This is a genomic window from Echinicola strongylocentroti (assembly GCF_003260975.1).
In the GTDB taxonomy this organism is placed as follows: Bacteria; Bacteroidota; Bacteroidia; order Cytophagales; family Cyclobacteriaceae; genus Echinicola; species Echinicola strongylocentroti.
In genome coordinates, this window is record NZ_CP030041.1 from 2201109 (window position 1) to 2221577 (window position 20469).

The following is a 20469-nucleotide window of genomic DNA, read 5'->3' on the forward strand; positions in this document are numbered from 1 at the left end:
AAAATAAGTCAAGATTTCATTGTTATATAGATGGTATGTGTAGTAAGTCCTTATATCTTTTTGATTCTAAAATATCCCTTGACAGAATACTTTATCCCATAATCAAATATGATCTTAAATCGCGTAACATAAAATGTACTGCCATGAAAAAGAAAAAATCTAAAGTGATTGTAGTTGACAAATACAAAAAATACACTGAGATAGGAAACATGTATTCTTCCCGCTGGAGAAAGTTGGACCTATTTATCCCCAGTAACTTCCGGTTACTATGTGCCATTCTAAAAGTAAAGCCAGAAGACATCTTAATGGATTTTATGTGGATGGTATGTTATGGAAATAAGGATGCTACCGACAAGCAAGCCAAATCTGCTCAGAAATACTTTCTGACGGCTCAGTTTGGTCAACCCTCTTATTCTAAAAAAGAAATCAAAAAGATGTTTAAGGAATTAAAAGCTGTCAGAACACTCATTAACACCACCGATAAAATGAATGAGGAAGACCAAGAGCTATTCTGGAAAAATAAGCATATGTATCTAGAATTCTGGTATAAAAGGTGGTTTGAGAAAAACACGAGGAAGGAGGATTTTTCCGTTTTGGAGAAATTCTAGGCTACAATGCATGGTCTGAACTTTTGCCAACATCAAGCGGATTGTTAGGTTTTATGCGGGAGTTATATGGTCTTATTAGGGAGCTTAAACGAAGGTTGAGTTTACACTGGTTATTAAAACAAGGGTAAAAAAATGATCTAATTTACCCTCGTTAATTATGTAAACCATTACCTAAAATCACTAATTTAAATACTTCTACCCTTTTTCCGTCTCTTTTTTTTCTTCTTAGGAATTTGACCTACCTCCCCAGAATCAGGAACAGGCCTAAGCAGCAAATCAAGAATATCAATGGTGCCACTAACAATTTGATGACCAAGGTCAATTTCTTTTCGATCTTTTGTTGCTGTTCGTGCTTGTTTTGAAGATCCATCTTTATCACCTCGAGTTTGGAATTCATTTTGATTCCGCACTGATAATTGGTCTCGATCTGATCGTTCTGTCTGTCCAGTTTTCTGCTGATGTGCAGGAGACTGTCCTGCATCTTGGGAATGTATCCCATAAACTCGAGTTGTTTTTTGACCATTTCCTGATAGCCCTCTTGGGTATTTTGATGTTGTTCTTGCGTTTGCCTGGCCAATTGCTTGGCGATCTCTAGTTTGCTCATATTGTAAGGTATTTGCGATGTTCTTCCATTTGAATTGGTTGCCCAGGGATTGTCCTTTGGCCTTAAAACCATCATAACAATAAGCCACTCCTGAAACCCTGCCAGTGCTGGCTTGGTTGAACCAAAGGTTGGCTCCGGAAGCCTCAACTTGATGAATAAAATCCTCAATGGTATTGGTCTGTTTTAAGGCCTTTGCAATAATTTGCTGCAGCACCATTTTCTTGGAGGGTTTACCGGTTCTCATTACCATTTCAATTTCATCCTTATTGGGCGCTTTCACCTTGGACTCTTTGCTGCTTTTCACTTGATGGAGGCCGTATTTCTTTTCCAGTTTGCGCACCAGACTTTCACTTCTTCTATAATTGTTGCTATCTGAGACCACGGTTCCATCAAATCGGTTTCTCAGTGCCAGCAAATGGCAATGGGGATGATCGGCATCATGATGCCTGAAAATAAAATAGGCATTGTCATCGAAGCCCATACCTTTCAGGTATGCATTGGCTATAGACAGCATTTTTTCATTTGATATTTTTTCCTCCTTGCCATAGCTTAGACTGACATGATAAGTGTTCCGTTTTAGCCTGGGATTCATACTCTTCATCAGCTCTACTTCTTTCTTTACCATTTCCCTGTCCAAACTGGTGAAATTGGTTTTCAGGACTTCAGCACGTTTCCATTCATCACTGGTCAGCATCTTTTTAAGATTGTAATCAAATGCTCCCATAAAGTTTTTGCCGATGGACTGTTTAGCGATCATAGAGCAGCAGTTTAATGACCTGGTCCAGTTTTGCAGAAAGTGTTTCAATCGCCTTCATCCTGTCTGCTGGCACCTCAAATTTTGAATTGAGTTGCCTGGCAATTTGGTTGATGTTATTGCCAATTCTTTTGAGTTCCACATAGGTCTGTCTGTCCAGTTTGGGGACCTTCGCCTTGGGCAACCTATTTTTGAATACGCAGGCCCTGACCACGTCAGCGGCCGGCATCGCTGCCACCTCGCATAAACTCCCCAATAGCCGGACCTCCTCTTCGGTCATCCGGAAAGTAAACTTTATATTTCTCTTCTGGTCTACGGGTTTCTTTGGTCTTCCCATGAGTGAAATGAACGGAGTGAATTTCAGCCTGAGCGTAGCGAAGCAAGCCGTTTTGGTCTTACCAAAACATGGCTTGCTTCGCTACGACTTGTAAAAAGTTTCTACCTTCGCATGCCAGTGCTTTTTGACCTTCGATGGTAATCGTTTAGATCTTTATGCCCCAAATAATTGCCTGATTGATCGGTGCATTGGCTGAAGTCTTTCAGCAACCTTTTGGTCCACGCCTTGCCCTGTATATCGTTGTCCAGGTAAAGGTATACCCGTGGAAACTCTGCCAAAATCTTTTTTGCCGCATCCATGTTGGACAGGGAGTTCAGCACCAGAAAGTCATCGGATTCGACCTCTTTTTTGTTTCGCTCATAGAAGCTGAGCAGGTCAAAAATCCCTTCGAACATATGGAGGATATTGCCTTCCCCTAGATAGTAACTAATACCCTGGGCACTGCTGCCTTTCCAATAGGCATTCCTAATGGCCCAGCCATTCTCGTTCTTATTTCCGATCCCGAAATACTTTTTGTCCCCAATGGAGTAATACACTTCCATGCAAAACCTGGATGCCGTCTCGGCGCTGACCTTCCGATGGAGAAGGTAATCCATTAAGGCCGGATTGCTTCCAATGGCTTTTACTGATCGGATAGTTATTTTTGGTTCCTGCTCCTTTTCCATGGATACCTGTGGATGAAAAGAAAAAGAGTTACCAGTAATATCTTCGATGTAATGAAGGGCATCGGAAACGGACAACCCTGGTTTCAATTTCATGACCAGATCAAGCACCTTTCCCCCATAATTGTCATCTCCAAAATCAACCCATAGGTTCTTGGAGGCACTGACCTTAAAGGAAGGTGTATTTTCTTTTCTATACGGGGAATGATAGAAGTAACTGTCCCCTGAAATCTTTGATGGTTTGATGCCAAGCTTTCCCAGAAAACCAATAATGGAAAGCTCATTGGCTTGTTTGATGTTCATGGTAAGGTTGTTAAATGGTGAAAATGTAAAAACATGATTACTACGGGTACTACTAGTGCGGGAAGTGGTAGGCTTTATTAATTTTCCTTTCAATTGCCCATCCTATCTAATAGCTTTAATCTTCGCAGTAGGAAGTACCCTGAAATTCTATTTTTTAAAGCCGTTCTTTTGCCTGCCCGCATTCATGACCTCCGACTTTTTGAAATAAACCCTGGTATTAAAGACATGCTCCTTTAAAAACCCTTCCTTTCGCCAATTATTGATCGTCGTGCGGGACCTACCCAAAAGCTTCATAACTTCAGGGATCTGGATCAATTCATCATCCGGCTCTTGGGCAGGTAAAACGTCCGAAAGCCGAGAGGCAACCGCATCGGCGATTTCATCTACCAATACCTCCTTTTCAATTTGTGTTAAGATTACATCGTTCATGGCATAACTGTTTGATTACACTCCAAACTTGCCAAAACTATCTTTTGGGTAGTTAATCCGGGTATACCCAAGTTTTCAAAAAAGTTAGGTTTCTACCTAGATCCCTATCTCATGCTTGATCCTCTTTTGAAAGTTCCCTTTAAGTTTTTTGAACAGATGGTATTAAAATTTTGGAAAGAGAATTCATGACACGAAAAAAAAGGGCCATTAAAGCCCTCCTTCATCAGCATAAGAATAATAGGATTCACTGGTAACAATTATATGATCCAGAACTGGCAATTCCATCAATTTACCTAGGTTGACCATTCGTTCAGTCAAATTGTTATCGGCATTACTTGGGAATCTATTTCCAGAAGGATGGTTGTGGACCAAAATCATTCCTGAACTATTCGATTTTACGGCAGCTGCAAAAATGATTTTTGGATCAGCAACAGTTCCAGAGGTTCCGCCCGTCGAGACATCAACGACTCCAAGAACTCTGTTAGAACGGTTAAGCAACATCACTTTAAACTGTTCTATAAATTGAAGTTTCGTTTTGTCCCAGTTTTCCAAAAGGACCTCGTAGGCTTCTTTAGAGGAAGTGATTTTTGGAACTTGGAAAAGTTTGACTTTGGGCCGATAACTAAGAACGATTTCGGCTACTTTGTTGGAAACGTTGATTTTGCTTTGGGTATCCATAACATTTCAATTTAAGGTTAGAAATTAATTTGGATACCATCCCAGCTTGAGGGCAATAAAGGCCAAGTGGCAACGGAATAAATGAAAGCCTAGCGGGCAGTCCAGTGTTTATGCCGAACGCTCTTGGCACGCTACAGCAGCCCGAAAGCTAACTTTGTATCTGATTAATGAATAAAATTAAGACTTAATTATTTTGAAATTATCCTATATGCGATTGGTATCTATTTTTCCAGGTATCCTTAAATCGATCTTTATCTGACCTTCCATTCCCAGACCATCAATATGGTCTCATAGATCGTATACGTTTCCCTCTGGCTTCATATCCTTCCAGTTTTATAGATACTGCAAAAAGTACATATTAAAAGTTAGGGTGGTATTCATCTTTTTAGAATTTTAATAAGATAATTATGGAGCGATTTACAAACATTAGATAAGTTTAAAACAATAAATCCGCTTAGTAACGGCTTTTAAATTGTGTTCAGAAACACATGTCCATTTTAGAATAAAACAATGATAACACAAAGTGGTCTCTGAGAAACCAACATCGGGACTCCCACACGTGCGATCAATGGAAATTAAGAGTAGGATTTTTCTATTTCTTTAATCCATCTAATACATCTAAAAATTTGTAAATGGTGGAACTCGGGTTTTGGGGCGAATTCAACACTTTTGCCCTTGCAATTGCCTGGTCCTTTTTGGCTATCAATTTCTCTCGAAGCACTTTATCCATGATGCCTTTTTTATAGTTTCTATTTCGCTTGGAAAGTTCATCACAACAATCCTTACTTTTTATCTGTCCAGTCTGCTTTTTAAAATGCAATAAAAACCAAAGTTCCAAACATGGGTTTGAAAGTAACAGGATAGTGTCACTCACTTTTTTCAAGCGTTCCCTGATCCCCTTGACATCCAGATCATACATTAAAAAATCCTGATCCTTTTCATGAGTGGGTTTGTCCTGCTTGTACTTTTGGATAAATTCATTGTCTATATTATTGCTACCAACCTTTGCGTTTATTTGTATGGAAGGGAGCCGGTAATGGGATTTAAGTAAGTTGACATAGGCTTCTTCCGACTCCCCTTCACAAAAAAAAAAAGGTTGGATTGATCTGCTTTCCTTTTGGCTTTCTTCTTGGTTTGGCCATAAATCAGTCTTCTATAATGGTATGTAAATTATGAATGGAATCATCCACGATGGGAATCGAATCGAAACGCCCCTGCAGGTAGGCTTTCTCAAGATCCATTGTATCCCTAAAATCGCTATAATCGTAAAGTGAATACAAATCCGAACTTCCGTCCTCCCTTTTGTTCACAAACCAAATCTGATCCTTCCTAAACTTGTTTAGGTTCAATAGATGGGTATTATGTGTTGAAAATATTAATTGGCCATGACGGCTGGCATTGAAGAGTTGAATAATATAGTCAACTATTTTGGGGTGAAGACTATCTTCAATTTCATCGATCAATAAAACCTTGTCCCGGTTAATAATATCCAGTATGGTAAGCATCATAAAAAACAGTTTCTGGGTACCATTGGATTCCTCCCTTAGGAAATCAAAATGTATTTTTGGTGCCCCTTTATGGAAGGTCTTGATCTCAAGGCTTTCCAATTCATCATCCTCCAAGTAGGCTTCCTGCGTGTCGATGTTGGCACGAACTCGTTTTCCTTTAGATTTAATCACACGGTATTTAAAATCCACTATATCACTGTCAGCAAAACGAAGGGCTTTGAGAAGTTGCGGTTTATAACTCCCGATCAGTTGATCAATATTTCTGATACTATAATGGGAGTGTCTTAAAATAAACGCATTATGGAAGAACCGGAAAATCCTTTTTGGAATGTCCCTATCCATTTGACTGGCTCTGGAAATGTAAAGGGTCTTATTGGAAGTGTTCTCAGCGACATCCATAGGTCTTTTAATTACCCCAGTACCAAATGAATATCTTTCCCTTTTTGTTTTTCCCTTTGTTTCATCCCGTTCAAATACTTTAGCTTTCCGTCCATTGGGATAATGGTAAAGGCTCTCCTTTAAAACCTTATCCGGGGTTAAGGAAAACTTATAGCGGTATTCGGTTCCTTCTGCCACAAACCGGATATAATAGGTACTTGGACGGTTTTCATATCCCTTAAACTTAAAAGGCCTGAAATTAAAAGTGGTATTTTCATTATGCTTATGGGATTCGTAAACCATAGCATGGCAAAACCGGATGGCTTTAATAATATTGGATTTACCCGATGCATTGGCTCCGTATATGGCCAAGACCTTAAGTACTTCAATATCTTCAAAAGAAAACAGGTTGTCCCCAAGCTGTTTGGATTTTGCTGTATTGATTGTCCCTGCCCTCATGTCTAGGACCACTTCTTCGGCAATAGTGAAAAAGTTTTTTATCCGGATTTCTAAAACCATTTTATATCTATTATTTGCAATATTTTTACAAATACATCTATTAAAACGATAACCAATCAAGTTTAATTTAGATTTTCTCATTTAAACAAATCCAAAAGCCCTTTAGTATCCAGTGACTTAAAGAGCCCCTCCTCAGTCTGAATCAGCCCAGCAGCCAATTCTTTCTTTTCATGCTGCATTTGGAGGATTTTTTCTTCTATGGTATCCTGGCATATCATGCGATAGGCCATCACTTTTTTGTCCTGGCCAATGCGATAACAGCGGTCGATGGCCTGTGATTCCACGGCCGGATTCCACCAGGGATCGACCAAAAACACGTAATCCCCTGCAGTAAGGTTCAGCCCGGAACCACCAGCCTTGAGGCTTAAAAGAAATACTCTTACCGAATCACTTTCCTGAAACTGCTGTATGGCCTTCTTTCTGGAAGCCTCGGAGGTCTGGCCGTCCAGGTAAGAATAACAGACTCCTTGTTTTTCCAGTGCCTTTCCGATAAGCTTTAACATGCCCGTAAACTGAGAAAACACCAAGAGTTTATGATTCCCTGTCTTTTCAACAACCTGCTCCATCAATGCTTCCATCTTGGCAGAATAGCCCTTATAATTATGATGATCCGGTACTAAAACAGGATGGTCACAAACCTGCCTTAGGCGCATTAGCCCTTCCAAGACCTTAAATTTTGATTTGTTAAGCCCCTCTGTGGAGATTTTGTCTTCGAGTTCCCCCTTATAATAGTTCCGTAAGGTCTCATAGGCCTTACGCTGCTGGGGTTCCATCTCACAGTACATGACCATTTCGGTTTTTTCTGGCAGGTCTTTGGCTACTTTTTCCTTGGTTCTTCTTAGGATAAAAGGCTTGATGGCCGTTTGTAGTGCTTCCATTCTTGGTGATTTGTCCACCCTTCCTTTCTCCAGAAAGATATTTCTGAAATTCGCCTCGGTACCGAAGAACCCTGGATTGACAAAATTCATCAGGGCATATAAATCCATCACACTGTTTTCAATAGGAGTACCTGAAAGGGCCAGCCGGAATTGGGCATTAAGCAAACTCATGGCTTTATAACGGTCGGTGCCTGTGTTCTTAATGGCCTGGGCTTCATCGGTGATGAGGTATTGGAATTCCATATTGCCAAAGAAACGGATATCGGACTTTACTGTATCGTAAGTAGTGATAATCAGGTCATGGTGGCGCAGCTCTTTCTGCAGTTTTTTCCTTGATTGCCCATAATACTTGCAAAAGGTCAAATTAGGAGTGAATTTCGCTGCCTGTTCTTCCCAATTGTATAGTAGGGTTTTAGTAGCCACTATCAAATTGGGCTGCTTTCCTCCCGTTTCTTTGGTATGGAGCAGCAAGGTCAATACCTGTAAGGTCTTACCCAGCCCCATGTCATCGGCCAGTATCCCGCCCCATTCTTCCTCCTGAAGGGCTTTCATCCAATAAAACCCGGCTTTCTGATAGGGCCTTAGTGTTGCCTTAACCAACGGTAGTTTCACATTTCCCTTGGCAGCAGGCTTTTCCAATCGCTTTCTTTTTGTTTTGACCCATTCAGTGATATCCTTGGGGGCATTCTTTCCGTACAGTTTTGCTACCATGGGAAAATGGACCTTTGAAAGGCTCAACTTGCCATTCTTCTCCTGTCCCATGGACAGCATTCCGCTCAACTTGTCCTGCCAGTCCATTGGGATCACCCCTTTCTTGCCATCCTTTAACTTGACCTTCCCGCCCTGTTTGACGACCGCATTTCTCAATTGTTCCATGTCCAACAGCTTGTCTCCAAACCTGACCTGCAAACCAATATCAAACCACCCTTTTTCAGCCCTCACATCCATTTGGATATCCGGACGGTAAGGGTGGTAATCAAATCCATCGAGTTTTTCCAGCCCCTTTATTTCCACTCCGGCTTCCTTCAACTTAGAAAATGCATCCAAGAACCAATAACCTTCCATAAATACTGACATATCCAGCTCTGGATGGTCATTAAGGAAATGTCCTTTGAACAATGGGTGTAGGCCAAGCAACAGCTCCTGAAGCTTCCTTTCCGCTTTATTGTCCCTGATCTGTAAAGTCCGTTCGTTCCCTTCAAACCTGGCCCACAAGGTTCCGTCTTGAAGGGCATCCACCGGCTCTTCCACTTCACGGTACTTTAGATAGGGAACAAACATGATCTTGCTGTGGTGTTGGGACAATTCCATCCACCTACTTTCTACTGTCAACATTTCATTTTTAACCTCCAATCCCAGCTTTTTGGGGATCTTGACCTCTACAGGAAAATAGGTACACAAGGTTGGCAGGAACCTTTCCAAAAAGGAATCTTGGGATTTCGGATGTTTGTATACGGTCATTTGCAGCTCTTTTGAAAGCAATGTCCCTACCCTTATGTCCTTAAGAGTTCCCATGGCCTTAATGGTTTTTGGTTCCCGTGGATCGTCCATGGTAAAAAGAGGACAAAACCGGGGAAATGAGACATTGGCCTTGGTAATTTTCCCATTTTCATATCCCCTACGGCTCAATACCCACCGGTCTTCCTCCTCCTCCAATAGAAATGCAATTCGGACCGGGGTTTCATCGAAACTGACCTTATGCATTTCCCTCCTTCCGGGTTTTATATTATCCTTTGGCATTTTGGATTTACTGAACATGTACAGGAACGGTTCATCTTTCAAAAGCGGAAAAGCCCTTTTCCAGAGTTTCAACATTAAGGGCTCGTCCTCGCAATTGGGAATTTTAAAGATCCCCTGCCTGGCTCCCTTGCTCTCATCCGACAGTTTTCTCAGTTGGTTGGCGATTTCAAAAAGTGCCAGTTGCCTTTCCGATAGCAAGTGGGTATAGAGGGCAAGTCTTTCCGGGTCGATGGAAATGAACGATTTTATACTGGCCTTGTCCTTGGTAGTCTTTCCAAGAAAAGGAAAGAGCAAGGGTATCCCCTCGTTCCACCAAAAAGTAGGAATGCAGAAACCCATGATGAGATCGGATTCCCGTCTTGCCCAGGTATCCATTTTATGGATAGCCTCATTTAAATACTCTCCGGTTTTCGGCATATAAATGTGACCAAGATAACTGGTCGGAGTAATATCTCCGTAAGATATCCTGTAGTCCTTGGGGAAATTCATCATGAACTCATAAAGTTCATGTTTAAAATACTTGGTGATGTCAGCAAGATATTTGACCGTTACAATCCTTTCAATGGCATAATATTCCATGAGGGACAGCTTTTCGTTGCCTTTGGTTTCCGATCTTGGGTTTCTGAGGATAACCAGTTGGTCGGGGTAAACTATAAATTTCACCAGGAAGGCCTCCTGTTTGTAATGGATTTCGGCCCTAAGCAAAAGTCCTTCCTTACCCAAGGTTGTTTCCAATTTGATCCAAATATCACTTTTGTGGATATTTTCTTTCCGGGATACCTTTTCAAATAATTTTGTTAGATCGACATCCAGGTTCTTCCTTTTCAGGGGAATTGCAAAGTGGCGATTACTTTTTTTAAGTTCCTTGTCCATAGCATTTGTTATTATTGAGAGAAAGATGGTTTTCGGTGTGATTTGGTTATGCAGAATTTGCCTTTTCTCCATTTAATTCTAACTGTTTGATTTTTTCTTCATGCAGGTTTCGAAGCCTATCGTTCAGTTTGGGGATCCGATCAAAAATTGCCGAAACATGTGAAGGATCAACCCTGTATCCTGATCTGAACCGGGCACCGGAGAAGCTGGAACACAGGGATTTCAGGAGTTCTTTCCCGAGGAATTCTTTACTTTGAAAAATATCTGAAAAACCAGATGTGAAATTCCCACATAGGGAAAAAAGGTAGGAAAGCGATCTGAATTTTGGAATATAGCCCATATAAGTGTAAATGATGCCCAGAGCTAGCTGTTCGAGACCGAGGTGGATAAGAAACATGACCACTTCCGGGCACCCGTTTTTCGAACATTCCGCTGCATAAAGGTATTGAGAGGCCCTCTTGTTTCTGGTATCCCAATGGGTTCTGATGCCCTGAATGATGTACTTGTAATCCGGTGTGATAACTTTAAAATCCAACCCATCAGGGTTTCCGTAAAACAATTGCCCATTTTGGATGATGGTATTGAAGAACCTGGGTTCTTTTTTCAGGCCATCGTCCACTTCCTTTTTATGGTGGACGATGGCAAAGACACCTATCCCCGCTGCCTGTGCATCCATACAGAATTCCTGGATGGGAGAAGTGTCAGGTTCCGTTGAAATAATGAGAAGGTCATATCTTGATTCCGCTGAAGAGTTGGCAAACATAAAGGGACTGAAGCCTTGGCCTTCACGGGTCTGAATACCAAAACAATAGACATAATCGATTTCAAATTCACTGGCCAGGTGTTTCAAAAATGATTGGATGTTTTCATTGAGCCCTGACTTGATCAGCGTACTTGTATTCTTTTGGTTACTTTCCATAACGGTTGATTTTTTGGTTGGAGACTGGACTGTTTGAGGAGTAAAAGCGGTTATCGCGGTTTTATAGGAACCGGGAAGCTGAAATAACCGGCTGAGAAATTCCTCTACAAGGTCCGGTAAGTCGGCAATATCATCTTCGGAAATATTGAAATTGGTGCGGTACCTGGCCCCCAGATAGGCTTTTTCCAAAAGTGGTATGGGAGAAACGGTTTGGTGGTTTACATCCAGAAAAACATCCGCAAGGGCAGGGGCATAATACTCAGCAGAGAGGATATGGCTGTAGAGCTTATGGCTTTGTTTCGCCTTTCCCAAAGCAAACACCTCGGATGCGTGGAACCCCAGTTCAATTGCTTGGTGAAACATAAAAGCAGCAGTGGTGAAATCCCTTTTTTTCCAATAGTCAAGGGCTCCTTGCTGGAAGGCTTTGGTTTTATGGGCAAATACATCGAACGGCAGTAAGAACTCCGCATATTTATTTTCCATGAGGGATTTGGAAACTTCTTTAAAAGGAAGGGGAATACCAGGAGATACCAGTCTTTCTTTTGATAGGTGCAACAAATGGAATAGGCCATCCCTTTTCATGCCTGCCTTCAAACCTTGGAAATGGCAAAAACCAAGGTTGGCCAGCCTCTTAGGAAAACAATCTGTGGCAGTGATTTTTTCCCTTGCCCTTTTGATGGACAACGTTCCTCCATTGGGAAGTGCTATCAAAAGAAAAGGCGGAAACGCCTTCCCTTCAAAGGGGATTGGGTCCACACAAAAAAGAGCCTTTGCCTCAACATTTTGCTGAATTTCGACAAGGTCATCCTTTGTGATTTTATAAGTACTGTGTTTCTCCATAAAACCGCTGTTTTACCAGCAAGGAAGAAATAGAGGGATTTCTATCCTATCCGGGAGAAGAATAGGTTATTCAATTAAAGAGATGTTTTATTCTTGTTGCTGAAAAACAATCTGACTTGAAAAGCCTCTGGTATTTACCGAACACCGTTATTACATTTTAGCACCTTGATAACTAACTTTGTTCTTCCTATTTAATGCCATGAATATCAACCTCCCCCTGAATGGTTATTCATATTCATAACGTAGTTAAAGTGAAGACTGACAAAGTTGTTTCAAAAGAAATTGAAATCCTCGATGTTCTATGAAGCTCCAGACATTTTGTAATCGTAGCCTCAAATGGGACAGGAGTTGACCTGGTTGTGGTTACTCAAAACCTAGGGAGCAACAGGAATATTTTTTTTCTTATTTTTAAACAAAATTATAACGATGGAAGCATCCTTTTTTGAAAACATATACAACCACCCCAGTTTAAAAAAAGTAGACTATGAAAGCATTATTAATGCTCATAAAGAAGTCCAATTCAAAAAAAATGAGACCATACTAAATGAGGGTAAAATAAGCAATGCCTACTATTTAATTAGAAAAGGTCTGTTCCGTTCTTATGTCATCGATTATAAAGGAAATGAAATTACTACTGACTTTTTTGGCCCCAATGACATTCTCATTGAGGTAGCATCATTATTTCTTCGTAGTCCTTCAAAAGAAACCATTCAAGCCTTAACGGATGGTGAAGTTTATAAAATTGGCTTCAACGATTTTCAAAAGCTGTACAGTACTATTGAGGGCTTTACCGAATGGGGTCGTAGTTGGATGTCCCACCAACTATTCATCGCAAAACACCGTGCTGTGAGTATGCACACACAAAGTGCTTCACAACGGTATTTAAATTTGGTAAAAGAAAAACCTCAAATTTTAAAAGAGGTGCCATTAAAACACATCGCTACTTATTTGGGAATTACCGATACTTCATTAAGTAGGATACGCAAAGAAGTACTGTCTCAAACTGAGAACTTGCCATAGGACAAGTTTTTTTTCATATCCTTTTTTCACTTTTGTAGGACCAACAATAAAAAAATCCAAAAGATGAAAAAGTTTAACCCTGTGGTGTGGTTTGAAATATATGTTATCGACATGGATCGAGCTGCCATATTTTACGAAAAAGTGCTTCAAGTCGTATTGGAAAACATGAGTGACCCAACAGATGGATCTGTACAAATGAAAGGTTTCCCCAGCGATATGGAAAATTATGGAGCTTCCGGTGCTTTGGTGAAAATGGAAGGGATAAAACCTTCGACCAATGGAAATCTAGTTTATTTTGGTTGTGAGGATTGTAAAGTGTTAGAGGATAGAACTGCTGAAAATGGAGGTGAGGTAATCCAGTCCAAAATGGCTATTGGAGAGCACGGTTTTGTTTCCATTATAAAAGATACCGAAGGAAATTCCGTAGGTTTTCATTCATTGAAATAAGTCGCGTGTTATGGAAAGCATAGAACACATCAATTATATAAAAGCACCTGTAGAAAAGGTTTATCAAGTGCTTATTTCAGAAGAAGGATTGGGGAACGTCTGGACAAAGAAGCTCAAAGTAAAACCTGAAATTGGTTTTGTAAATGAGTTTGATTTTGATGAAGGATATATTACCAAGTTTAAAACAGTTGAACTGGAAGAAAATAATAAAATTGTTTGGGAGTGTATTGCTTCTGATGAAGAATGGATAGGAACTAAGGTTTCCTTTGAACTCACTGATAAAGAAAACGTCACAACTGTTGTTCTTAAGCACTTTGACTGGAGAGCGCGAACAGACTTCTACCGTTGGTGCAATTATAATTGGGGGATGTTTTTGTATAGATTAAAGCGATATTGTGAAAAATGAAACTGATAATTATTAAATATAGATTATGAAATCAGGAATATGCACCTTTTTAACCTTTCAGGACCATAACGCCGAAGAGGCTATGTGTTTTTATGTTGAACTATTCGACAACTCTAAGGTGGTAGCTGTACAACGATATGGTACAGATGGCCCTGGAAAGGAAGGAACGATTATAAGCGCTATTTTTGAATTGAACGGAACGCGGTTTATGTGTAGTGACAGTTTTATTCAACACGATTGGAATTTTACGCCAGCAATATCCAATTGGGTGGAATGTGAAACTGAAGAAGAGCTTACTAGACTTTATAATGCCCTCATGGAAAACGGTGATGTTAAGATGCCTATGGATAACTACGAATTTAGCCAACAATTTGCTTTTGTAGAGGATAGGTTTGGGGTGTCTTGGCAGTTAAATTTGGAATTTGAAGGATCAGGGTCAGTTTAGCCTGCCCCATTATCCAACTATTAGCAGAAAACCATTAAGGATTAATCACCCAAACCAAATAGCTTTCTAACATCCTTATAGGGAAGCTCGGACAGATCACTAACATTTCTGTCACGTATTGCTGTGCTTACTGCCCCTTTGGGAATCATTATAAATCGGAACTCTGGCCTATCTGTACCAAAAACCAAGCTTTTGCTGGCGAAGGTATATGCCCCTTCGGACATATTATCGACCTCAATTATTATGCGGTTTTGCCAACCTTGAGTTCCATCTAAGGTCCAGTAAAGACTGGATTTTATTTCCCATGTCCCAATAGGGCGAAAACTTGGCAACGAGAAAAGACCGTCCACTGGATTTCGATGATACACAAGCAAGGTACCATTCTCATTGTTAACAAAGTCATACAAAGAACTCGCTCCGGTGACGCTTATCAAATGGTTTCTGGTCGCTGAGGGCAGGTACGCATACACCACCGCCTTAGTAGGTGATAAGCGGTCGACATTATAGGCCGTCCAATTGGAAGCTATCACATTCGCAGTTCCAGGCTCACCCTGCGGCCCCTTCAGACTGATCCCACTTCCCCATCCTGTACTTCTCTTGGGACCATAAAGTACACCTATTGTGGTTTGGAAGTAAAAATCTCCCAATTCCCCGATGTTCAGAGAAGGTGAAATGGAACCACTATAAATCCTGGAACCATCCTCACCATCCTTCCCTGGCTCTCCCTGCAACCCCGTGGGATTACCCCAACCGAAAGCGGTTTTCGGGCCGTACAGTTCACTACTATGGGTATCGATATAAAAATCACCTTCCTTTCCGTCAGTTGGTCCCGGAGGCTGATTTCCATAAAGCAAACTATTCCCATCGACACCTGGAATACCCTGCTCGCCCTGTTCACCCTCTATACAGGAAGAAACAACTATCATGAGACACAATGCTCCAAGCAAACTATAATATTTCGTTTTCATAAACTTATAATTTGTTATCTATCCTGTGTTCTCTTTACCACAAAGATATCCGCTGCATGCCCTCGGTGGTCGTCATGCGACAACTGCATTGCCTTGCCATTTTCCCAATACATCGCAGCGACGGGTTTTCCGGAACTCCCAAAATCAATACCGGCAACATATACCTTTCCATCCAGTACAAAGATGGCATTTGCTTCTGCACGGTATAATCGATCTGTCAAATCTACCGCCTCCCCATTTTTCCAGTACCTTGCCACATTTACGGTACCCGTACCCGACTTATGCAATACCTTTTCATACCCCGCCACGTACACATCACCATTTTCCACAAAAACAGCACGAGCCTCCGAATCTCTCTCGCCTGTCCCTAAAACAACCTCTTGTCCATTTTTCCAATATTTGGCAACGGTTACATTTCCATTCGATCCATGACCCGAAATAAACACATCGCCTTGGTCAGACACTGCAATATCGGTCACCGTTCCTGTTCCTTCCATTGAAACCGCTTCACCGTTTTTCCAGTAGGTGGGCGCAGCATTCAATACACCTGCTACGTACACATCATCGCCGGATACCGTAACCACACTATTTCCTGTTTGACCTAAGGTACCACTCGCTACATGAACAGGCGACTCTCCACTATTTTCCCAATACACAATATCCATCATATTGTTTGTCTTAGCTTTTATTCCCGCCACATACACATCCCCTTCTGAGACACAGATATCGTAAGCTATGGCATAATCATCGGAATCATTAGGATCTGACAACTCCACATAGGTATCATTTTCCCAATAGAAAGCTGAAGCGATAGCCCTTGTAAATTGTCTTTCACCAGCGATATACACCTGATTATCTGCCACCACCATCTTGTTGTAAATCATGTTTTCAGATGACTCATGACTGTAAATAGCAGGTTCGCCATTTTTCCAATACAAAGGTCTAATGCCACCTGAACCTTCGTCATATCCACCCCCGAGCACATAAATATCCACCTCGGCCATTTGGTCCAGAACCGTGATAGTCACCGGCTCACTATCCCTATACCCCTGTATCTTTGCTACGACTGATTGGGTACCCACTTCATCAAAAACATGCTGATATCCATTTATCTTATTTCCATCGATATAAAGGTCGGCTCCCGTGATCGCCTCCTGCGTTTCCATGGTAGTCACCTCAAAAGTGACGGTTGATAATACCGTGACACTTGTTTCGCTGGCGCTAAGCTGCAAGGTTAACTCTTCCTCCTCTGCTGGCGGAGCCGGTTTCTGCTCTTCAGAACACGCACAAAACCAGACAGACATAATCAGTATTGTCTTTGCTAATAGCTTTTTCATTTCAACAGTTTGATCTAAGGTGCGGCTATGACAACCTCTCCTGTAACAGTTACTTCTTCTCCGTCATCTCCGAGTTTAAAATCCCCCTGAAATGTCAAAGTGTACGAGGCAGCCGTTGCCTCTTCTCCGTACATAGAGATATTATGCTCTTTGTAGTTTTTCAGGGTCATGCTTACTGGCCCCACGGGACGATATTTGTCCTCGGTGCCCCATTCGCCAAAAACAAGGCCGGGACCAGTTCCCACTATACTGGGCCGCTTGTTGTCACCCAGGAGAAGTCCTGCCCCAAACTGAAACTTTCCCGCGTCCACCAGAATTCCCGTCAGCAGCTCTCCATTGGCCTCCTCGTTGAATTCGACAAACATCACCGGATTATAAGTCCCCATCACTTCCTTGGGTACTTCTCCGGAGAATTTGCCCCCGCCTTCCAAGGTAATGTCATAAGTGTGCGCGCCATTGCTATTGATGGGGTCGACACCGTCCTCATCATTGCTCGAGCAGGCGGACATCAGGCATAGAGCCATCATGCCAATTAGGGTTTGAATCATTGTCTTTTTCATGTGTTTATAAATTGTTTTTTTAAAGTCCGTAGGGAATCTCGTTTTCTATCCTTTGTCTTTGTTTCTACTTCGGGAAGCACAAGGCATAATCCCTACATTTTATTTTCATTGCTGTACGCGCACCTCATCGATGACCAATAGAATTTCTGGATAATCGGATAGGTTCGTGAAGGCTATTTGCTCCCTGTAATTTCCCGGGTCCCGATGAACAGGCACTTTGGGGAATTTAAAAAAGCCGTCTGCTGTGGCTAGGGCATCGGAGACCTTGTGTTTAATGGTCACCTCTACTCCTGTTGCACAGATTTTCTGGAGTGAAATCTCCGCCTGAAAGGCTTCCGAGGATATTAATTCTTCAGTCACGTTTTTTCCTGACCGGGCATCCAGTAGCTTAAACTGAAAGTCCAGGTACGCAGCTTCGGGCATCGCCATCGAGGGCGTAAATAGTTTTCGCTTGTTTTTGTCGCCTTGATGTAGATGCATTTCAATTGCTTTGGAACCTCCGAGGCCTTTGTTTGAAATTAGCAGTGAATCCGGCAAATAGCTGTAGTTCCAACCCTGTGCTGCCAAATCCACCTCGCTTTGCGCCCCTTCAAAATCAAACACCTGCAAGGAATTTTCCGACAATGATGCGGGGGCAATGACTTTGCTCAGGTACACCACTTTATTATCCGACACGTCCGTGTCCAATGGTTTCAAAGACTTGTCTTTGATATAAGCTGACAGATCAATGAGGTAAGACTCGACGGTGACTTCATACAGTCCCACTTGGGACAGGTCTATCGGGTCAAAGCGAAAACGTACCCAACCGGGGGTGAAAGCCCTGAATTCAAGTACTGCTTCTTCTTGGAGCAAAAGCGCTCCATCCTCCAGTCTTTTGACCTGGACGGCTCCGAAGATGCCCTTGCCCTTTTTGTCGAAATCTGCCCCCCTGTTTTCCACACGAAATTCAAATTTCGTAACCTGATCTTGTGGGCAATTGGAGAAGGGAATATAATCGCCACGTGGGTACTCGGGTATCGTAATGGACTTAATGCCAATATCGATACCCTGCGCCAGTGCTTCGGTTTCGATATCGGTAATTTTCGAGGGTTCAAAATCCTCCATCCTCGATAAACCCTCCATCATTTCTTCAACCGCTTCCTCTGTATCCAAGCTATCGTTTTTGTTCCGCTCCTTACTATAACCACAAGCAAGTAAGTCTAGCGGGGAAAGGGCCAATAGCATCAGACATAATATGAGTTGTTTCGTTTTTATCATTTTTGTTATGGTTAACAAGTTCTTTCCATGCAATTTTAAATGAGACATTAAAACCAAATTCCATAGACGAAGTCAAATTCACCATTTTGGATATTGATGGTTTCGCTGTTCATGTTGCGCATGCCATAACGCTCAAAAGTGCCTTTTACCCTATAAAAAGTGGTATCCAGTTTTGTCCCTATTTCTTTATAATCGGTGACATCTATTTGGGAGGTCTTCTCCCTGTTAAATCCATACCCGTTTTCATTATTGAATGTGATCACTTCATAATTCACATCAAATCCATTATCACTGTGGTCAAATGTTCCTGTAGTTGGCTCCAAGGGCACAACCACCCGTACCTGATTGGTAGTATCTTCGTGAACCTGATCGCTCCCAACGATTCCAACTGTGTTGGAGCCACCATAGAGCACCACTTTTACCTCAGGATAATTCACCTCTTTTCCATTTACCACTCCACTGATCGAACCACTCACCTCCAAAGCATTTTGCTTTTCAGGCTCGACATCATCATTTGAACATGCCATTGCCAACCCCAATCCAAGCAGGAAAATTGCTTTTACATAATTTTGTTTCATGAACTTCATAATTATTTAAATCAATATGGAAGAATATATTTTCATCCCTGGCAACCAGAGATCTGCCCAATACTTGAGATATCGTATTGGGCAGAAATCTTGTCTTTTTTTCTGGAATTATTATGGTTTATTGTTCCAGCCCAAGTAACCTAAACCAGCTTCTCCTTTGGCCACGTTGATATAAGTGTTACTGGATCTGTTAAGGTTAGGAAGCTCCGGTTGCGAGGAACTTGCTCCCGTATAAGCAAAAAAAGCATAGTTGGGCAAGTCCTGAAATGTGGTATTGGTAACGGTAAGCATGGGATCGGCATGCATATAGACCGCTCCAGTATTCTGGATATTGCCCACAGGGAAGTCTCCTTTGGCATGTTCGATAACGGCATGTTCGATTACATTGTCCTCCTCGGTAAAGCCATAGTAAATCCCTCCCCAGTCGGTACCATTATGGGCCTTCAAATGAACAGGATCGCTTTCCGTACCCTGGATTTTCAGGCTCGGGGCGTCGGTTGCCCAGCCAGATGAAACCTGTAGGTATGCCTCACTTCTAAACTGCATTTCCGTTCCTGCCTCTATGGTCAAGTGGCCATTGGTAGTAATTTGTACCCTACTGTCCACCAAGTACGGCACATCCAATTGTTGCCAAGTGACCGTCTTTTCTTCAATCTCGTAATTGGATGAGGTAATGTTCAGAAAGTCTGATGCATTTCCTGCATAGGACGACGTATTATCAAATATATGCGCCATCTCTGCGGACACCTTCACGGGTACGCCCTCATTTCCAGTAATGACAAGATTGGAAGCTGAAACAGTGGCATTTGTCTTGACACCGTGAAAGTCCAAACCAACGCTTCCCCCGTTGCGGATTTCTACATGGCTTAAGGAAAGGGCTTGCGGAGGGGTGCCTGAAACGCCCCTTAAGGCCAGGGAACCTTCGTAAACCGGAGAAGAGGACGTGAGGTTTTGTGATCCAGCGTATTCGATCACGGTGTGCTCTATGGTATTGTTAAGATTGTGGGCTTCGGTAAAAAACAGGCCTCTCCAATGCCCTTTCTGTTGGACAGTACCCGTGAAAACCACCGGCTCTTCCTGTCTCCCCACTACTTCGAACAAATTATTGTCAAGGTTTACATATAGCCCTGCGTCCTTTTCAAAAGCAACCACTACCCCTGGGTTAATTCTAAGGGCTCCCTGAACGTTAGCCCAGCATTCAATGACATAATCAACTGGTCTTCGAGGATCATTTTCCAAGACCCGGTCTTCATTAAAATAATCACAGGCCAGCACAATGGGGGGTAGAATTTCCTCCTGAGGTTGTTCATCCTCGCTGTCACTACAAGCGGTCAGGACTAAAAACAAACCCATCACAAGGGCGCAAATAATTTTTGCCTCCGATAAATACTGCATTTTCATCATAATACGGT

20 protein-coding genes are annotated in these 20469 nt (G+C 42.0%); 5 read left to right on the forward strand and 15 right to left on the reverse strand.

Annotated features, from left to right (window positions below):
- Positions 1-143: 143 nt before the first annotated feature.
- Positions 144-608 carry a hypothetical protein gene (locus DN752_RS08495; RefSeq protein ID WP_162633163.1) on the forward strand — a complete coding sequence of 155 codons (465 nt, stop codon included), beginning with the start codon at positions 144-146 and terminating at the stop codon, positions 606-608.
- A gap of 185 nt (positions 609-793) precedes the next feature.
- On the opposite strand, the gene DN752_RS08500 is transcribed toward DN752_RS08495, so the two are convergent.
- From DN752_RS08500 to DN752_RS08540, 9 genes are all read right to left on the reverse strand, one after another.
- Positions 794-1969, reverse strand: a complete 1176-nt coding sequence (locus tag DN752_RS08500; protein WP_112783543.1) for a relaxase/mobilization nuclease domain-containing protein — start codon at positions 1967-1969, stop codon at positions 794-796.
- Complete coding sequence (gene mobC / locus DN752_RS08505; protein WP_112783544.1) at positions 1959-2303, reverse strand: plasmid mobilization relaxosome protein MobC; 345 nt, start codon at positions 2301-2303, stop codon at positions 1959-1961. Before mobC ends, DN752_RS08500 begins: the two co-directional genes overlap by 11 nt.
- A gap of 101 nt (positions 2304-2404) precedes the next feature.
- Positions 2405-3268, reverse strand: a complete 864-nt coding sequence (locus DN752_RS08510) for a toprim domain-containing protein (protein WP_112783545.1) — start codon at positions 3266-3268, stop codon at positions 2405-2407.
- A 147-nt stretch (positions 3269-3415) separates the two neighbouring features.
- Positions 3416-3697 (reverse strand): helix-turn-helix transcriptional regulator, encoded by a 282-nt coding sequence (locus DN752_RS08515; RefSeq protein ID WP_015264249.1) that lies wholly within the window; start codon positions 3695-3697, stop codon positions 3416-3418.
- A 207-nt stretch (positions 3698-3904) separates the two neighbouring features.
- Positions 3905-4375 (reverse strand): JAB domain-containing protein, encoded by a 471-nt coding sequence (locus DN752_RS08520; protein WP_112783546.1) that lies wholly within the window; start codon positions 4373-4375, stop codon positions 3905-3907.
- Positions 4376-4967: 592 nt separating this feature from the next.
- Positions 4968-5477 (reverse strand): RloB family protein, encoded by a 510-nt coding sequence (locus DN752_RS25335; protein WP_112783547.1) that lies wholly within the window; start codon positions 5475-5477, stop codon positions 4968-4970.
- Between the two features lie 43 nt (positions 5478-5520).
- Positions 5521-6780: an AAA family ATPase gene (locus DN752_RS08530; RefSeq protein ID WP_112783548.1), complete on the reverse strand. Its 1260-nt coding sequence runs from the start codon at positions 6778-6780 to the stop codon at positions 5521-5523.
- 77 nt (positions 6781-6857) lie between these two features.
- Positions 6858-10271, reverse strand: coding sequence for a DEAD/DEAH box helicase (locus DN752_RS08535; protein WP_162633164.1), 3414 nt, complete (start codon positions 10269-10271; stop codon positions 6858-6860).
- A 46-nt stretch (positions 10272-10317) separates the two neighbouring features.
- Positions 10318-12030, reverse strand: a complete 1713-nt coding sequence (locus DN752_RS08540; protein ID WP_112783550.1) for a hypothetical protein — start codon at positions 12028-12030, stop codon at positions 10318-10320.
- A gap of 426 nt (positions 12031-12456) precedes the next feature.
- On the opposite strand from DN752_RS08540, the gene DN752_RS08545 reads away from it, so the two are divergent.
- The 4 genes from DN752_RS08545 to DN752_RS08560 all read left to right on the forward strand — a co-directional run bounded on the left by DN752_RS08545 (position 12457) and on the right by DN752_RS08560 (position 14348).
- On the forward strand, positions 12457-13050 hold the full coding sequence (locus DN752_RS08545) for a Crp/Fnr family transcriptional regulator (protein WP_112783551.1): 594 nt from the start codon (positions 12457-12459) through the stop codon (positions 13048-13050).
- Between the two features lie 63 nt (positions 13051-13113).
- Positions 13114-13497 (forward strand): VOC family protein, encoded by a 384-nt coding sequence (locus DN752_RS08550; RefSeq protein ID WP_112783552.1) that lies wholly within the window; start codon positions 13114-13116, stop codon positions 13495-13497.
- Between the two features lie 10 nt (positions 13498-13507).
- On the forward strand, positions 13508-13903 hold the full coding sequence (locus DN752_RS08555) for an SRPBCC family protein (RefSeq protein ID WP_112783553.1): 396 nt from the start codon (positions 13508-13510) through the stop codon (positions 13901-13903).
- 25 nt (positions 13904-13928) lie between these two features.
- Positions 13929-14348, forward strand: coding sequence for a VOC family protein (locus tag DN752_RS08560; RefSeq protein ID WP_112783554.1), 420 nt, complete (start codon positions 13929-13931; stop codon positions 14346-14348).
- A 41-nt stretch (positions 14349-14389) separates the two neighbouring features.
- On the opposite strand, the gene DN752_RS08565 is transcribed toward DN752_RS08560, so the two are convergent.
- The 6 genes from DN752_RS08565 to DN752_RS08590 form a co-directional block, all read right to left on the reverse strand.
- Positions 14390-15316: a hypothetical protein gene (locus DN752_RS08565; protein WP_162633165.1), complete on the reverse strand. Its 927-nt coding sequence runs from the start codon at positions 15314-15316 to the stop codon at positions 14390-14392.
- 14 nt (positions 15317-15330) lie between these two features.
- Positions 15331-16653, reverse strand: a complete 1323-nt coding sequence (locus DN752_RS08570) for a hypothetical protein (protein ID WP_162633166.1) — start codon at positions 16651-16653, stop codon at positions 15331-15333.
- Between the two features lie 14 nt (positions 16654-16667).
- Positions 16668-17213, reverse strand: a complete 546-nt coding sequence (locus DN752_RS08575; RefSeq protein ID WP_112783557.1) for a hypothetical protein — start codon at positions 17211-17213, stop codon at positions 16668-16670.
- A 105-nt stretch (positions 17214-17318) separates the two neighbouring features.
- Positions 17319-18470 carry a hypothetical protein gene (locus DN752_RS08580; RefSeq protein WP_162633167.1) on the reverse strand — a complete coding sequence of 384 codons (1152 nt, stop codon included), beginning with the start codon at positions 18468-18470 and terminating at the stop codon, positions 17319-17321.
- Positions 18471-18517: 47 nt separating this feature from the next.
- Positions 18518-19048, reverse strand: a complete 531-nt coding sequence (locus DN752_RS08585) for a hypothetical protein (protein WP_162633168.1) — start codon at positions 19046-19048, stop codon at positions 18518-18520.
- Positions 19049-19168: 120 nt separating this feature from the next.
- Positions 19169-20461, reverse strand: a complete 1293-nt coding sequence (locus DN752_RS08590; RefSeq protein WP_112783560.1) for a hypothetical protein — start codon at positions 20459-20461, stop codon at positions 19169-19171.
- Between the last annotated feature and the right edge of the window lie 8 nt (positions 20462-20469).

Bases quoted from the DNA above. Each gene is read 5' to 3' on its own strand.
- DN752_RS08495 (WP_162633163.1), top strand. From the start codon at position 144: ATGAAAAAGAAAAAATCTAAAGTGATTGTAGTTGACAAATACAAAAAA.
- DN752_RS08500 (WP_112783543.1), bottom strand. From the start codon at position 1,969: ATGATCGCTAAACAGTCCATCGGCAAAAACTTTATGGGAGCATTTGAT.
- mobC (WP_112783544.1), bottom strand. From the start codon at position 2,303: ATGGGAAGACCAAAGAAACCCGTAGACCAGAAGAGAAATATAAAGTTT.
- DN752_RS08510 (WP_112783545.1), bottom strand. From the start codon at position 3,268: ATGAACATCAAACAAGCCAATGAGCTTTCCATTATTGGTTTTCTGGGA.
- DN752_RS08515 (WP_015264249.1), bottom strand. From the start codon at position 3,697: ATGAACGATGTAATCTTAACACAAATTGAAAAGGAGGTATTGGTAGAT.
- DN752_RS08520 (WP_112783546.1), bottom strand. From the start codon at position 4,375: ATGGATACCCAAAGCAAAATCAACGTTTCCAACAAAGTAGCCGAAATC.
- DN752_RS08530 (WP_112783548.1), bottom strand. From the start codon at position 6,780: ATGGTTTTAGAAATCCGGATAAAAAACTTTTTCACTATTGCCGAAGAA.
- DN752_RS08535 (WP_162633164.1), bottom strand. From the start codon at position 10,271: ATGGACAAGGAACTTAAAAAAAGTAATCGCCACTTTGCAATTCCCCTG.
- DN752_RS08540 (WP_112783550.1), bottom strand. From the start codon at position 12,030: ATGGAGAAACACAGTACTTATAAAATCACAAAGGATGACCTTGTCGAA.
- DN752_RS08545 (WP_112783551.1), top strand. From the start codon at position 12,457: ATGGAAGCATCCTTTTTTGAAAACATATACAACCACCCCAGTTTAAAA.
- DN752_RS08550 (WP_112783552.1), top strand. From the start codon at position 13,114: ATGAAAAAGTTTAACCCTGTGGTGTGGTTTGAAATATATGTTATCGAC.
- DN752_RS08555 (WP_112783553.1), top strand. From the start codon at position 13,508: ATGGAAAGCATAGAACACATCAATTATATAAAAGCACCTGTAGAAAAG.
- DN752_RS08560 (WP_112783554.1), top strand. From the start codon at position 13,929: ATGAAATCAGGAATATGCACCTTTTTAACCTTTCAGGACCATAACGCC.
- DN752_RS08565 (WP_162633165.1), bottom strand. From the start codon at position 15,316: ATGAAAACGAAATATTATAGTTTGCTTGGAGCATTGTGTCTCATGATA.
- DN752_RS08570 (WP_162633166.1), bottom strand. From the start codon at position 16,653: ATGAAAAAGCTATTAGCAAAGACAATACTGATTATGTCTGTCTGGTTT.
- DN752_RS08575 (WP_112783557.1), bottom strand. From the start codon at position 17,213: ATGAAAAAGACAATGATTCAAACCCTAATTGGCATGATGGCTCTATGC.
- DN752_RS08580 (WP_162633167.1), bottom strand. From the start codon at position 18,470: ATGATAAAAACGAAACAACTCATATTATGTCTGATGCTATTGGCCCTT.
- DN752_RS08585 (WP_162633168.1), bottom strand. From the start codon at position 19,048: ATGAAACAAAATTATGTAAAAGCAATTTTCCTGCTTGGATTGGGGTTG.
- DN752_RS08590 (WP_112783560.1), bottom strand. From the start codon at position 20,461: ATGATGAAAATGCAGTATTTATCGGAGGCAAAAATTATTTGCGCCCTT.